Origin of the sequence: Photobacterium alginatilyticum, from assembly GCF_009910675.1 — a bacterium.
GTDB lineage: Bacteria > Pseudomonadota > Gammaproteobacteria > Enterobacterales > Vibrionaceae > Photobacterium > Photobacterium alginatilyticum.
Window position 1 is genome coordinate 67,427 of the sequence record NZ_RSEJ01000027.1, and the last position, 14,437, is coordinate 81,863.

General features: G+C 52.4%; 14 protein-coding genes. 13 read left to right on the top strand and 1 reads right to left on the bottom strand.

Annotated features, from left to right (window positions below):
• Positions 1 to 13 precede the first annotated feature (13 nt).
• From flgL to EIZ48_RS21890, 13 genes are all read left to right on the top strand, one after another.
• Positions 14 to 928 (top strand): flagellar hook-associated protein FlgL, encoded by a 915-nt coding sequence (flgL, locus tag EIZ48_RS21830; RefSeq protein WP_160656293.1) that lies wholly within the window; start codon positions 14 to 16, stop codon positions 926 to 928.
• Positions 929 to 993: 65 nt separating this feature from the next.
• Positions 994 to 2,079, top strand: coding sequence for an ANTH domain-containing protein (locus tag EIZ48_RS21835; RefSeq protein WP_160656296.1), 1,086 nt, complete (start codon positions 994 to 996; stop codon positions 2,077 to 2,079).
• Positions 2,080 to 2,375: 296 nt separating this feature from the next.
• Positions 2,376 to 3,677 (top strand): flagellin N-terminal helical domain-containing protein, encoded by a 1,302-nt coding sequence (locus EIZ48_RS29790; protein ID WP_160656299.1) that lies wholly within the window; start codon positions 2,376 to 2,378, stop codon positions 3,675 to 3,677.
• A gap of 219 nt (positions 3,678 to 3,896) precedes the next feature.
• Positions 3,897 to 5,447: a flagellar filament capping protein FliD gene (gene fliD / locus EIZ48_RS21845; RefSeq protein ID WP_192928678.1), complete on the top strand. Its 1,551-nt coding sequence runs from the start codon at positions 3,897 to 3,899 to the stop codon at positions 5,445 to 5,447.
• Positions 5,448 to 5,463: 16 nt separating this feature from the next.
• The gene (gene fliS / locus EIZ48_RS21850) at positions 5,464 to 5,868 is read left to right on the top strand and encodes a flagellar export chaperone FliS (RefSeq protein WP_240153056.1); all 405 of its coding nucleotides are present in this window, start codon (positions 5,464 to 5,466) and stop codon (positions 5,866 to 5,868) included.
• Entirely contained in the window at positions 5,858 to 6,148 is a 291-nt protein-coding gene (locus EIZ48_RS21855; protein ID WP_160656305.1) for a hypothetical protein, read from the top strand. The genes fliS and EIZ48_RS21855 overlap by 11 nt, the downstream gene beginning before the upstream one ends.
• Positions 6,149 to 6,156: 8 nt before the next feature.
• Complete coding sequence (locus tag EIZ48_RS21860; RefSeq protein WP_160656308.1) at positions 6,157 to 7,380, top strand: flagellar hook-length control protein FliK; 1,224 nt, start codon at positions 6,157 to 6,159, stop codon at positions 7,378 to 7,380.
• Between the two features lie 44 nt (positions 7,381 to 7,424).
• Positions 7,425 to 7,910 carry a flagellar basal body-associated FliL family protein gene (locus EIZ48_RS21865; RefSeq protein ID WP_160656311.1) on the top strand — a complete coding sequence of 162 codons (486 nt, stop codon included), beginning with the start codon at positions 7,425 to 7,427 and terminating at the stop codon, positions 7,908 to 7,910.
• A 25-nt stretch (positions 7,911 to 7,935) separates the two neighbouring features.
• A complete protein-coding gene (locus tag EIZ48_RS21870) occupies positions 7,936 to 8,676 on the top strand; it encodes a FliA/WhiG family RNA polymerase sigma factor (RefSeq protein ID WP_192928679.1) in 741 nt (246 codons plus the stop codon).
• Between the two features lie 12 nt (positions 8,677 to 8,688).
• The gene (gene motA / locus EIZ48_RS21875) at positions 8,689 to 9,540 is read left to right on the top strand and encodes a flagellar motor stator protein MotA (RefSeq protein ID WP_160656316.1); all 852 of its coding nucleotides are present in this window, start codon (positions 8,689 to 8,691) and stop codon (positions 9,538 to 9,540) included.
• A gap of 3 nt (positions 9,541 to 9,543) precedes the next feature.
• The gene (locus EIZ48_RS21880; RefSeq protein WP_160656319.1) at positions 9,544 to 10,533 is read left to right on the top strand and encodes a flagellar motor protein MotB; all 990 of its coding nucleotides are present in this window, start codon (positions 9,544 to 9,546) and stop codon (positions 10,531 to 10,533) included.
• Between the two features lie 121 nt (positions 10,534 to 10,654).
• A complete protein-coding gene (gene parM, locus EIZ48_RS21885) occupies positions 10,655 to 11,701 on the top strand; it encodes a plasmid segregation protein ParM domain-containing protein (protein WP_160656322.1) in 1,047 nt (348 codons plus the stop codon).
• Positions 11,694 to 12,629 carry a hypothetical protein gene (locus EIZ48_RS21890; RefSeq protein WP_160656324.1) on the top strand — a complete coding sequence of 312 codons (936 nt, stop codon included), beginning with the start codon at positions 11,694 to 11,696 and terminating at the stop codon, positions 12,627 to 12,629. Before parM ends, EIZ48_RS21890 begins: the two co-directional genes overlap by 8 nt.
• 101 nt (positions 12,630 to 12,730) lie before the next feature.
• On the opposite strand, the gene EIZ48_RS21895 is transcribed toward EIZ48_RS21890, so the two are convergent.
• Positions 12,731 to 14,434 (bottom strand): sodium:solute symporter family protein, encoded by a 1,704-nt coding sequence (locus EIZ48_RS21895; protein ID WP_075768209.1) that lies wholly within the window; start codon positions 14,432 to 14,434, stop codon positions 12,731 to 12,733.
• Positions 14,435 to 14,437 lie beyond the last annotated feature (3 nt).

Genomic DNA, 14,437 nt, shown 5'->3' on the forward strand with positions numbered 1-14,437 from the left:
AGAGGAAAATGCCATGCGTCTAAGTACGGCCCAGCTCAACAGCGTCATGCTCACCAGCATGCAGACCTCGACCACCGGGGTTAACAAGTCGTTTATGCAGATGAGCTCCGGAGAGCGAATGCTCAAGCCGTCGGATGATCCGCTCGGCTCGGTTCAGTTGATGATGCTGGATCGCGAGCAGGCGAATATCAATCAGTTCCAGAAAAACATCTCAAACCTGGAAGCGCAGCTGGGGCAGGCAGAATCTCACCTGGATGCGTCGAACAATGCTGTTCTGCGGGCGCAGGAGCTGGTAACCAGTGTTCTCAACGGTAGTAACAGCACCACGGCTGGCCGGGAAGCGATTGCCACCGAGCTCGATGCGATTCTGGAGCAGCTGACTGATATCGCCAACAGCAAAAATCCCAATGGGGATTATATTTTTGCCGGTACGCTAACTGATACCCAGCCGGTGGCAAAAGATCCGGCGACAGGTAAGTACGCATTCATGGGCAATAATGACCAGCGCATGGTGCAGGTGGCAGAATCGATGACAATTCCTGCCAATCAGACAGCGGGCGAGATCTTTTTTGCTGGCGGAAGTGATATATTCAACACTCTCGATCAACTGGTGACCGACTTGCGTGACCCGTCTGTGGTGCAAGATGAGCTGAAAACTAGTGTAACCAGTGCCCAGTCGACGATAGACGACACCATGGGCAGTATCAACCAGGTGTGGACTGAAGTCGGCGGGCAGCGCAATGCCATGACGATGGTCGACGGTTCTCATCAGGACAACAAATTGCTGAATGACAAGTTGATCGGCGAAGTGAAGGATCTGGACTACAGTGAAGCGATTCTGGAAATGAATACCCAGATGGCGGCGCTGCAGGCAACCCAGATGACCTACAGCAAGATCCAGAACTTATCCCTGTTTAAATTGATGTAATCGGGGCAGCCCGAAGGGGCCGGTAGCAGAGTATCGGCCCTGTCAGATTGAAATACGAGGCCACATTGGTTAATCAAATTACCTCCAGCCACAATACCCTGCGTAGTAGTGACAGTACCCAGCCTGACCGTATCGCGAAACAGCAGCCTGTTGTCGCAGTGGCAAAGGTGAGTGAGAAACAACCGAAACAGCAGCAACAGTATTCGAGTTTAGGCGGCAAAAATCGCAGCCTGCTGGTGCAGACCAGCGAGGCACACCGACAAGCGGCCCAGGCACAGAGTGCCCAGAAGGCGCTGAAGGAAGCGAGTGATTTGCTGACCCAGCTGCGCCAAATGGCACGCCGATCGCTCAATGTGCAGGAAAGCAAAAAAGACCAGTTACAGCAGTCACTGCACCAGTTGAAGAACAAGCTGGTTAAGCTGACACGTGAAGCCAAGTACGAGGGCGAATCGGTGTTGCACCATGACCTGACGCCACGGCTCAGTGATCAGCCGCAGCAGGAAGGTTTTTCGATGAAAGGCCTGCGCCTGAATACCTTGCGTCAGCAAGATGAAATTTTACGCTTTCAGTTTGACTCCGGGATGCCGAACTCGGTACGGGCACGTATTGATAACGATGAGTCGACAGCTGAAATTGCCGAGAAGCTGAATCAGGCATTTGCGCCGCGCAACATTCAGGTTGATGTCGACAAGTACGGTGACTTGGCCTTCTCGGTGCCGAAAGAGCAGTGGCCGTCCATCAAGAAAGGGATCTGGATGTCGGGTGGCGGTCAGATCCTGCCTGCAGGTAATCCGGTCAAAGCCAAGCTGGAGTCGCATGACAAGCAGGCGGTGGAACCGCAGGAGCTGGAGTTCGGCAAGCCCCAGTCGACCCGCAAGGCACTGGCTGATATCGAGCGGATGATGCAGAAGATCCAGCAGGCACTGAGCCAGATGAATAAGGTTCAGCGTCAGGTCAGTATGGATCTCGAGCAGCTGATCACAACTAATATGATGAAGTCCGGTGTGATCAATGCCGACGGTGTGATAGAGGCAAGCTGGCTGGAAGCGCCCGACAATGTGTCGCTGCAACTGATAGATAACGCGGTACCGACATTATTGGCGCAGGCCAATGCCTCGCGACATAACGTCGTGGCGCTACTCGAGCCGTAAGCGACTTGCTACATTTTGAAAGTTATACATAAGCAAGATAAAAGCGAGCACCTGCTCGCTTTTTTATTGCGTGTTGTTTAATGGCCTCTTGTACAGGCATTGGGAGCGGTATCACGTCGCTCGTTTTTTTTAAAAAAATACCCAAAAAGGATTTAAGCATTTCACAGGGCAGGTCGCATTAAAAAAGTAACACGACAAGAAGCACTGTCATTCGAGCCTCGACCCAAGCATTTCAACGCTGGTTTTGACATCCGTTTTGACATAGCTCGTTTAATACTGAACTGAGGAATATTCCCATGGCAATGAGCCTTAACACCAACTTCGCATCAATGAATGCACAGCGCAACATGATGGGCACCCAGAACTCTCTGAACACATCATTGAACCGCCTGTCTACCGGTCTTCGTATCAACAGCGCAAAAGATGATGCTGCTGGCCTGCAGATCGCTAACCGCATGGACTCTCAGATCAACGGTCTGGGTGTGGCTCAACGCAATGCCAACGACGGTATTTCTATGTCTCAGACGGCTGAAGGTTCTCTGCAAGAGTTCACTAACATCCTGCAGCGTCAGCGTGACCTGGCGGTTCAGTCTAAAAACGGCACCAACTCTGACTCTGACCGTAAAGCACTGGATAAAGAGTTCCAGGCACTGAGCAAAGAGCTAGAGCGTATTGTTGATACTACTACGTTCGGTAAGGGCGAGAAGTTGTTTGATAAGCTGGGTACAGGTGTTGAGTTTCAGGTAGGTGCAGATGCTAGCTCGGCAGGCGTTATGAATGCTGCGACAAAAGATGGCGCTGAGAGTATGGTGAATGCCGCTCTGAAATCTGTAGGTTTAGATTTAGACATTAATAATGCAGCTGACAAAACAGAATTAGGGAAAATTAAAGCTGATCTAGATTTACTAACAACAGCGGCTAAAGCAGGCTTTGGTGGTGCAGCAACAGCTGCAACAGGTGCATTAACATCTAATCTATTTAACTCTGCAGCAACTACAGGTGATGTCGATAGTGCTTTGGCACAATTAGGCATTACTGGAATCGATGTTGATAGTGTAGCGGCCGGTGTACCGACAATCGGCACAAGTACTACATCTGGTGGTCTTTCAGCATTAGATCAGGTTTCTGAAGTTATTGATGCTGTAGACAGTGTTGTTAATACAACCGGTATTACAGCTTCTAATGATTTGACTTCTTTAGATACAGCAATGACAGCAATGGGTAACAAGTACAACCTTGAAGATCCAAACGTTATTACCGTTAAGGTAGACAGCGCATCTCTAAGTACTTCAACGCTGGGTGATATCACTGATGCTACTAACTCAGGCAAAGCGATGGACGCTATCGATGCAATGATCGACAACGTCGGTTCTATCCGTGCTGACCTGGGTGCGACGCAGAACCGCTTCCAGTCAACTATCAACAACCTGGGCAACATCAAAGAGAACATGTCTGTGGCGAAAGGCCGCATCATGGATGCCGATATCGCGGCAGAATCTGCCAACATGACCAAGCAGAACACTATGATGCAGGCGGGTATCACTGTGCTTTCTCAAGCAAATCAGATGCCAAGCATGGTTTCTCAGCTACTACGCTAATCGTTGTAGTTATCCCTATTGCAGGCGGCTATTTTATGTCGCTTTATTATTCAGAGCGGAAGTTTTACTTCCGCTTTCTTTTTATCTGGCCCTTTAAAATCACCATTTTAAAGATGGTATGGATTTTGCTAATAGTGCTGCTTCGGGGCGCTGGAGATGACAACAGGTCATTTCGGTTGACCGGCTCGAGGTACAGGCACTCTTGGCGGAGAATAGAATATGTTAATGACAGGATTAGGTTCGGGTATCGATTATGAAAGTATGATCGGTGCTATTGTTGCTGCCGAACGTGCCCCGAAAGATAACCAGCTCAACCGCCAGGAAGGCATGAACAGTGCTGAGATGGATGCGCTGAAGGAAATTCAGAACACCATTAACAGTTTTCGCGACAAAGTCGAGGATCTGAACTCCAGCAGCGATCTCGAAAAACTCAAGTCGATTCTCAGTAATGAAGACGTGTTGTCGGCAACGGTCGACAGTAATGCGGTTGCCGGTGAATACAGTTTTGAGGTCACTCAGCTGGCCAAGGCCCAGCGTGATCAGCTGTTCAAGGTATCGGATGGTAGTACCTTTACCAAGGGCAGCATCAGTTTTGGTTCGGTCAACATTGATATCGCCACCTTGCAGACGGACTTGATCAGCAAGGAAAACGACAAGAAGCAGGCGCATCAGGATGATACCTACAAAGAGATTGCCGACAAACATGGTTTGGATGTCACGGCGGATAAGGCCAAGATCGAAGATATTCTGACTAACTCGGCTAATCCGGATTTTGATCAGAGCCGGTTAGATAGCTACAACACCCGGCAGCAGGCCTTCGATGACGAAGTAATCCGACTGACTAACGACGGGGTGACGATTGAGGAGCTGCAGTCGGCGATTAATAATCATGCAGACAACGACGGCGTAAAAGCCACCCTGGTGCGCTCCGGCGACGGGATCAGCATGGTGCTTAACGGTAAGAGTACCGGTCAGGCGAACGCCATCGGTGCCATTAACGTCACGCTTGATGCGGCCGATATCAAGGGTAATACGGTTGATATTACCCAGCCAGACAATGGCAAGAAAAACCTGCAGGCCGCCGAAGATGCCATCGTCAAGTACGGTTCGATGGAGCTGACCTCGGCAACCAACAAAATGGAAAACGTGATCGACGGTATCAGCCTGAACCTGAAAGATACCGGGTCGGTCAATGTGACGGTCGAGCGTGACGAGGCGGCGGTTAACAAGAACATCAAGGCCTTTGTTGATGCTTACAATTCGGTGATCGAGACGGTAAATACCTACACCAAATCGAGTGAGGATTCTGCCGCGGCGCTGTCAGGCGACTCGGCTACCCGTAGCATGATCAGCCGGATGCGCGGAGTGATCGGTGACGAATATACGGCATCGACCTACCAGACGCTATCGCAGCTGGGGATCACCACCACCCGCGAAGGCACGCTGGAAATCGACCAGAAGAAGCTCGACAAGGCACTGGAAGATGACTTCGAGGCGGTCTCGACCCTATTTCTGGGTGATGACATCCAAACCGGCATGATGGATGAAATGCTGGTGATCCTGGATGACTACCACAAAAACGGTGGTGTCTATGACCGTCGTATCGACCAGCTGGAATACAGCAATAAGCAGATCACCGAAGATCGCGAGAAGCTGGACGAGCGAATGGAAGCCAAGACTATCTACCTGCGTAACTACTACGCCAAGATGGATAGCCAAATTGCCCAAATGAACCAAACCCAGAGCATGCTGGTTAGCATGTTGATGTAATTTAGAGCGAAGAATGATGAATAACGAAGGTCTAGGTGCTTACCAACATTCACAGAACCATGCCCAGGCGGCGTCGGCCAGCCCGCATCGTCTGATCCAGATGCTGCTGGAAGGGTTGCTGGAAAATCTGGGCCGTGCCCGTGGTTTTATGGAGCGCGACCAGATTGCCGACAAAGGCATGATGATCTCCAAGTGTCTCGATATTTTGAACGGTCTTAGCACCGTACTGGACGAGGAAAAAGGCGGCGAGGTGACGCAGGAGCTATTTCGTCTCTACGACTACTGCGGTCGCCGTTTGTTCGAGGCCAACATCAACAATGATGTGGAAGCCATTGACGAGGTGAGCCGCTTGATTAGCGACATCCTTGAAGGCTGGGTGGTCCTCAAACCTAATCGTGTGCAGGTCGCCAGTGAAGCTTGAGTTGCAGTTGCAGAGGCTGCACGACAAGTTCGAGCAGGCGCTCGCGGCTGGGGACTGGGATGAGTTGGCCGTGCTGGACGCTAAGTTGCAACAGGCGATTCCGCGTATCAGGCAACAAGTATTGACGGTTGCCGGTAAGCAGCAACTTGAACGGTTAAATACGCTGTATAGCACCATGATCGCTCAAGGCGAGCGAGAAAAGGCACGTACCCAGCAGCAACTAAAGCAGCAGGAGAGCAACCGTGAAGGTATGCACGCCTATATGCAAAATAATCAATAAAGGGTGACATGCAAGTATCAGCCAATGTGGCCGTAAAAACGGCTTCCCAAACATCATCCACAGACTCACGAAAGGTTCAGCCAAACAGCACCGGAGACAGTGAGCCGATGAGCTTTGCTGAGTTCGAACAACGGCTGGATAAATCGGCGGGGACGAAGGATGAGAGCAAAGCCTCTGATGATTCATCTGAAGAGTCGGCACAGCCGTTATCGGCGGATGCGCAGACTCAGGGGCAGCAGGATAAACCCGCTGAAGCGACAGCCATGAATCAGGCCCAGCAGGGAGCCCAGAACGGCTCGTCTGCGGCTGTGAACAACCAGGCTGGAAGTGTAACGGGCACAGCAACGACGCCTCAGTTCCTTGCCGCTCAAAACCAGGCCCTTCAGTCTCAGATGGCACCTGCCGGTGAGATAGGATCCGGCGTGGTGTCTGGACGAGAAGCCGGGTCGCAAGCCAACCCGCTTCTGACGCAGTTGGCCGGACAGAATGCAGGGCAAAACGTTGTACAAACTGTCCAGCAAAATATGGCACAACACACTGGTCAGGCGGCGCAGCAGGCCCCTGTCAGTCCTGAGTTGCTTGAACAAATGCAGCACCTTCTTAAGCAGCAAAAGCCAAATACCGGAGATGCACTGTCGCTGGCTAAAGGAATGACGATGCCGCTTGACGGTGCCTTGAATGACAAGCTGACAGCTGGCGTGATACCGATGTCGGTGCAGAGTGCACATAGTAGCCTTGTGGCCAGCGGTAGCAATCTGAGTGCACCTGCTTCAGGTTCGCCTGCCAGTGCTGCGCAACAGCTGTATGCCGGGGTTGATGTTACCCAGCCAGAATGGGGACGCGACTTGGTTGAGCAACTGCGATCGCGTATGCAGCTGAGCAAAACGGATCAGATCCAGCATGCCCATGTCAGGCTTGATCCGCCCGAGCTTGGTCGGTTGGAAGTGAATCTCCGTCTGGATGGCGACAAAGTCTCGGTGCATTTTACCGCAGCCCATCCACAGCTTCGCGAAGCGCTGGCAGCCAATGCTGACAAGTTGCGTTTTGATTTTGACGGTAGCCAGATGCAGCTGGCGGACGTTTCCGTTTCCAGCGGTTTGTACCAGCAGTCACACCAGCACTCGGGCACGGATGATGAGCCGGGTATTATGGCTAACCAGGGCGTGATTGAGTCCGAAGAGGCATCGGCGGCGGCTCTTGGGTTGGATGGCCGCTACGAGGCTATGGTTTGACGGTGCAGTTTGACGGTGTGGTTTGAAATAAGTAAGAAATTGATATGACTGATGAAGTAAAAGAAACAAAGAGCAAGCTTCCGCTGATCATTGCCGCTGTTGTATTGGTTGTTGCCCTTGCCGGAGGTGGCGGTTGGTGGTATTTCCAGCAGCAGGCGAAACAGCAGGCTATGGCCGAAGTAGCTCAGAATGTCCCTGCGGCAGCGTTGGTGAAGAAGCCAGTGTTTCTGCCCCTGAAAAAGTTTGTAGTCAGCGTACCCGGTGACGACCGCTTGCACTATCTGATGATGGAGCTCTCACTGATGAGCTACAGCCAGGATCAGCTGGACACGGTAGGAGAATACATGCCGGTTGTTCGCAATGCGGTGATTACTCTGCTAAGCGAGCAGCACTACAACGAGCTGGCTCAGCCGGGCGTGATGAAGCCACTACAGGAGGCATTGCGTGGGTCTATTCAGACTGTCATGAATGACATGGCGAGCAGTAAGGGGATCGACCAGGTACTGATCACCAAGATGGTGATCCAGTAAGGAGTCTGATGTGCACGGTGCAGCAATGTCTTATGAATCTCAGGGGCTTCATGCCTACCAGCAGAGTCGTCAGCTGGGTCAGAAATCGCGGGAACAACGCCTGATCAAACAGTTCGCCGGCCTTGTTAAGCGTGTAGTGAGGCATCTGGCGGGGCAGGTGACGACGGTGATGTCATCGGAAGATATGGAGCAGATTGGCCTGGTGGCGCTGCTCGATGTTGTTCGCCGCTACCCGGATGAAGACGATGCCGCATTGGAGCGTCTGGCGGTGCAGCGTGTTCGCGGTGCCATTCTTGATGAGTTGCGTCGGATGGACTGGCGCTCCCGCCGCTCTCGCCAGAACGGTCATGAACTTCGGGATGTAGAACGTCAGCTCAGCCGTGAGTTGGGGCGGGTACCGACCGATCAGGAACTGGCCGTTGAAATGGGTTTGGAGCTGGCGGATATTCAACAGCGCCGGCTTGATACCCAGGCCGAAAACCTCGGCAGCCTGGAAGGGTTGCAGGAGGACGGCGAACAGTTTTTCGGCCTGAGTTTCCAGTGTCACAGTTACGAGCGAGCACGGCTCAAACAGGCCATGGCCAAAGCGCTGTCGCGGCTGCCCGAGCGGGAGCAGATCATGCTGAGTTTTTACTACGAGCATGAAATGAACCTGAAAGAAATCGCCCTGGTCTTTGAGCTGACCGAAGCACGAGTTAGCCAGATCCACAAAAAGGCGCTGAAGAGCCTGAACAGTATGTTGACTGACTGGCGTGAGTCAGTTTAACGGAGTAACAAGATGCAAATTATTATCGGTTTTGTCATTGCCTTCGGGTGTATTGTCTACGGTTACACCCATGCCTCCGGGCGTTTGCTGGCGCTATGGCAACCTGCGGAATTTATTATCATTCTAGGAGCGGGTTTGGGCGCAATGGTGATTTCCAACCCAATCTATGTCCTGAAGAATACCCTAACCCGTCTTAAGATGGCGTTCGGCAAGGGATACGGACCTGATTTCTATAAATCGACCCTGGAGCTGATGTTTGAGCTGCTGGAAACCATCCGCAAGGACGGGATCAAGAAGCTCGACGACCATATCGAGAACCCAGAGAGCAGTGCGATTTTCAACAAGTACCCGGAGGTGGCCAAGTCCAATGTCCTGGTGAGCTTTATTACTGACAATCTGCGCATGATGGCCATGGGCAAGATGAATCATCACGATTTGGAAGCGGTGCTGGAGCTTGAGCTGCACACCCTGGAAGAAGACCTGATGCGCCCCTCGAAAGCGCTGGGCAAAGTCGGTGAGGCGATGCCGGGTTTCGGTATCGTTGCTGCGGTTTTGGGAATTGTGGTCACGATGCAGAGTATTGGTGGCGATCTGGCCCTGATTGGGGTGAAAGTTGCCGCGGCGCTGGTGGGGACCTTCTTCGGTATCTTGATGTGTTATGCGGTATTTGAACCGCTGGCTGCCACGGTTGGCAACCAGGTGAAGAAAGAGATGATGGCGCTGCATATGATCTCGGCCATTCTGGTGGCTCAGGTTCAGGGTAAGCCGACGTTGCTGGCGCTGGATGCCGGACGTAAGGTGTTGCACAGCGAGTATAAGCCGACCTTTGCGGATATGGAAAACTGGATGACAGGGCAGTCGTAAACCATGAGCAAAGACCACCATATTATTGTTGTAAAGAAAAAAGCCCGCGGTCATCACGACGAGCATCATGGCGGCGCCTGGAAAGTGGCGTTTGCTGATTTTGCGGTCGCGATGATGGCTTTTTTCATGGTGCTATGGCTGATGGGGATCACCACCCAGGAAGAGCGGATAGAAATTGAAAAGCGCCTTCAGACAGCGACCGTATTCGACAATATTTTCGAGATCACCAATAGCCCTTTTCCGATTGACTTTGACGGCAACATGTCGCCATTCGAGAAGCCAATGAGTGAGGTGACGCCAGGGACGGAGCGTTTCGGTAAGTCGATGTTTGCGCCGTCATCGGACAGCGAGCAGCAAGGCGGCCGGGATCGCAAGCTGAACTCGGCACTGGCAGGCAAGAACCTGTCGATCCCTGAACTAAAGGTACTGGCAAAGGCGCTGGAGATCATTGCCGAAGAGCTGTCGGCATCGAACAATATCGTGCTGGAAATTGTGCCGCAGGGGCTGCGAATCCTGATCCAGGACGATGATGATCACTTCATGTTTGAGCGTGGCAGTATTCAGATCACGCCGTTTTTTGAAGATATGCTATTTAATATCGCGCCGGTACTGGGACAGATCCAGAACCGACTGGTGATCAGTGGTCACACTGACAGTACCCAGTTCCAGCGCAGAGATTACAGCAACTGGGACCTGTCAGGCGCGCGAGCCCTGAAGGCTCGTGAGGTGCTGGTGGATTCCGGCTTGCCTGCCGACAATGTGCTGCAGGTTGCCGCGATGGCTGAACGGATGCCGGTATACGAAAAGGATACCCGAAGCGGGAAAAACCGCCGGATTGAAATGATGGTGCTTACCCGTGAAGCCGATGAGCAGTTGGCCCTGCTGTTTGGTAAGGGGCAGCCACATGGTAATGAAGGCAAGGCTGTAAACAAGGCGCGAAACTATGCCGAGGCGAATCGCCCGGTCTCGCGTCTGGAGATGCTGACGAACTAAGTGCTTGTCAGTGTGTTATTTGATTTTGTTTTAGTTGACTGAACCTGGCTCGGTATTGACGAGGGTAGCTTTCAATACCTGGCCGGTTACTAAATATTAATAGTTATTGTGAGTGAAAGTTATGACGGTATCTGCGTTTAAAATTGCGGTTGATGATGGTTCAACAAATGTGAAGGTAAGCTGGATTGAGAACAATCAGCTAAAGACCATCGTATCACCAAACTCTTTCCGTAAAGATTGGAAGAGTGCTGCACTACGACGCGATAAGAAGGTTTATAACTACACTATCGGTACCACCAAGTACACCTACGATGCGACATCAGACAAGGCGCTGGAAACCACGCATGTTGACTATCAGTATGATGATCTGAATTTGCTGGCGGTTCACCATGCGTTGCTGCAGACCGGCCTGAAACCTTGCCCGGTTATTCTGGTGGTTACGCTGCCAATTACCGAGTTCTATAACTCTGAAGACTGCCAGCGCAACGAAGACAAAATTGCCAAGAAACGTCAGAACCTGATGCGCGAGATCAGCCTGAACAAGGGTGAGCTGTTCGAGGTGGTGGATGTTGAGGTAATGCCGGAGAGCCTGCCAGCCGTGATGTCGACGCTGATCAACTCCAACTGCAACGAGTTCACCCGTTCGCTGGTGGTTGACTGTGGTGGTACGACGCTGGATATGGGCATTGTGGTCGGTGAGTTTGATGATGTATCGGCTATCTACGGTAACAACGAAATCGGTGTGTCGATGGTAACTGACGCGGCACGCAAGGCGCTGGCTTCTGCCGACAGTGATTCAAGCTACCTGGTGGCCAACGAGCTGATCAAGCGCCGTAACGATCTGGAGTTTGTCAAAGATGTGGTGAACGATGAATCCAAGCTCGATAGCATCTTAGATAAAATCGATATCAAGATTGAAGAGCTGGGCAACGCGGTAGCTTATGAGGCGAAGAAATTTGCCAAGAACCCGAACCGCGTTTACCTGGTCGGTGGTGGCGCACCGCTGGTTTACCCGGCAATCATGTCCGCGTATGAAACGCTGGGCGATCGCGTGGTGCTGATCAAAGATGCCCAGTCTGCACTGGCACGCGAGCTGTGCCTGTACAATACCGAAGAAGAAGACATTCACATCGAACGTGAGACCCTCATCGAGGTAGAAGATGAGTAGTAAGCTAAAGCGGGTTAACTACTCGATTTATCTAAATCCGGTTAACTCCCTGTCCGACCGCTATGCGGTCGGCATTATGCAGAAGTGGGTCAACGAGCGTAAGGATATGCTCGATAATCCAGATGATGGTCTCAATCTGCATAACAGCCTGCACATGCACAAAAACATCTACCTGTCGGGGATGTTTCTGCATTTGCTGAGCCCGACACTCAGTGCCGGGCTGGCCAATTCGCTGGGCGATGACTCCATTAAAATGGCGACGCTGAAGCAGCAGTTTGACGCCTGCGGCCTGGTGATTCCGATGGCCCCGGTCCAGGAGCCGGGGATCTCGCGCGAGGATCTGGACAGCCTGAGAGCGGCTGTTGATATGACGCCGCTGCTGGGTGAAATCCAGGCCCTGCGTGGCGAGCTGCAGCAGGCGAGTGAGCATCAGCGTCAGGCCAGCGAGGCGCATCAGCATCAGTTGCTTCAGGCAGCCGAGCGTGAACAGGCCCTGTTACAGGGGCAGCAAAATACCCAACAGGAACTGGTCGAAACCCGACAGACCTTGATGAGCCTGTGCTCGGAGCTGGCCGAGTCGGTGGCGGCGAATACGGCCCCGGCTGACGAGGCTGTTGCTACTGAACCTGCCGCTCCCGAAGTTGCTGTCCCAGCAGCGGCGGACCCTGAGGTAACAACACCTGATGACGCAGTGGTTACAGCTGATTTCTCTGAATTGCAGCAGGCACTGACGGAAGAGATCCGTGCCAATAACCACAAGCGTGAGATTGCAGAGCTTAAAGCCTTGATCAAGGCGCAAAGCCAGCTGATCAAAACCCTATCTCTAACAGGAGAACCGGATCAGACGAAAGCCCAGCCGGAAGAAGAGGCCGACCTGACAACGACCATTGCCAGTATGCAGAAGGTCAAGAAAAAAGGGCTGTGGTAGCCCCTTGGTAAGCAATAGCAATATCAGCGAATCAAGACGGATAAAAAAACGGAGCATCACGCTCCGTTTTTGTTCTCTAGCCACTGACTTTTCAGGCAGTATTAGTGATCGTGTGCGGCACCGGCGCCTTTCGGATAACGGATAGACTCAACCATATCCTGTACTTCTGTCGGTACTTCGGCGGTGAATTTGTTCACAACAATCGAGACAACGAAGTTCAGACACATACCCAGTGTACCGATACCTTCCGGGCTGATACCGAAGAACCAGTTGTCAGGCGTATTTGCTGCTGGGTTGATGAACTTGAAGTAGATGATGTAAGACGCGGTAAAGGCAATACCGGCCAACATACCTGCAATCGCACCTTCCTTGTTCATCTTCTTGTAGAAGATACCCAGGATAATGGCAGGGAAGAAGGATGCAGCCGCCAGTCCGAAGGCAAAGGCTACCACCTGTGCCACAAAGCCCGGCGGGTTGATACCCAGATAACCGGCACCGACAATGGCGACGGCAGCACCCACCCGCGCGGCGAGCAGTTCCTGTTTGTCGGTCATATTCGGCTTGAAGCCTTTCTTCAGCAAGTCATGGGAAATCGAGGTCGAGATAACCAGCAGCAGGCCGGCGGCCGTCGACAGGGCGGCAGCCAGGCCACCAGCTGCCAGCAGGGCAACTACCCAGTTAGGCAGGTTAGCTAGCTCAGGACTTGCCAGTACGATGATGTCGCGGTTGATCTTCATCTCGTTGCGGTCATCGCCCGAGTAGAACATCTTGCCATCGCCGTTTTTATCTTCCCAGTTAACCAGGCCAGTTTTTTCCCAGTTCTTAACCCAGCCCGGTGCTTCTGCCGCAGCCACACCCTGCATATCCGGACCATTGATAGTTTCAATCATGTTGACGCGGGCAAATGCGGCAACAGCCGGTGCTGTGGTGTATAGCAGAGAGATGAACAGTAGCGCCCAGCCAGCTGAAATACGGGCATCCTTAACACGCGGTACGGTGAAGAAACGGATGATAACGTGTGGCAGACCAGCGGTACCGACCATTAGCGCGGCACAGATAAAGAATACGTCAACCATACTCTTCGAGCCGTCGGTGTAGGCGGTGAAGCCTAATTCCGTGGTTAACCCGTCCAGCTTATCCAGCACATAGGTTTCCGAACCTGTTAGCGTCGAACCCATACCAATTTGCGGCAGCGGGTTGCCTGTCATCATGATGGAGGTGAAGATAGCCGGTACCAGGAAGGCGAAAATCAACACGCAGAACTGAGCAACCTGGGTGTAGGTGATCCCTTTCATGCCGCCCAATACCGCGTAGAAGAATACGATACCCATACCGATGATGATACCCATGTTGATATCAACTTCCAGGAAGCGGGCAAATACCACGCCAACCCCACGCATCTGGCCTGCAACATAGGTAAAAGAAACGAAGATGGCACAAAAGACAGCTACCATACGTGCAGTTTTGGAGTAATAACGCTCACCAATGAAGTCTGGCACCGTGAACTGGCCGAACTTACGCAGGTAAGGTGCCAGACAGAGGGCAAGCAGTACATAACCACCGGTCCAACCCATCAGGTATACCCCGCCGTCATAACCGACAAAAGAGATGATACCGGCCATAGAGATGAAGGAGGCTGCCGACATCCAGTCAGCGGCGGTGGCCATACCGTTGGCGACCGGGTGAACGCCGCCGCCGGCAACGTAAAACTCACTGGTTGAGCCGGCGCGGGCCCAGATTGCGATGCCGATATACAGCGCAAAGGTGATACCTACTAAAATAAACGTCCAGGTTTGGATATCCATGCT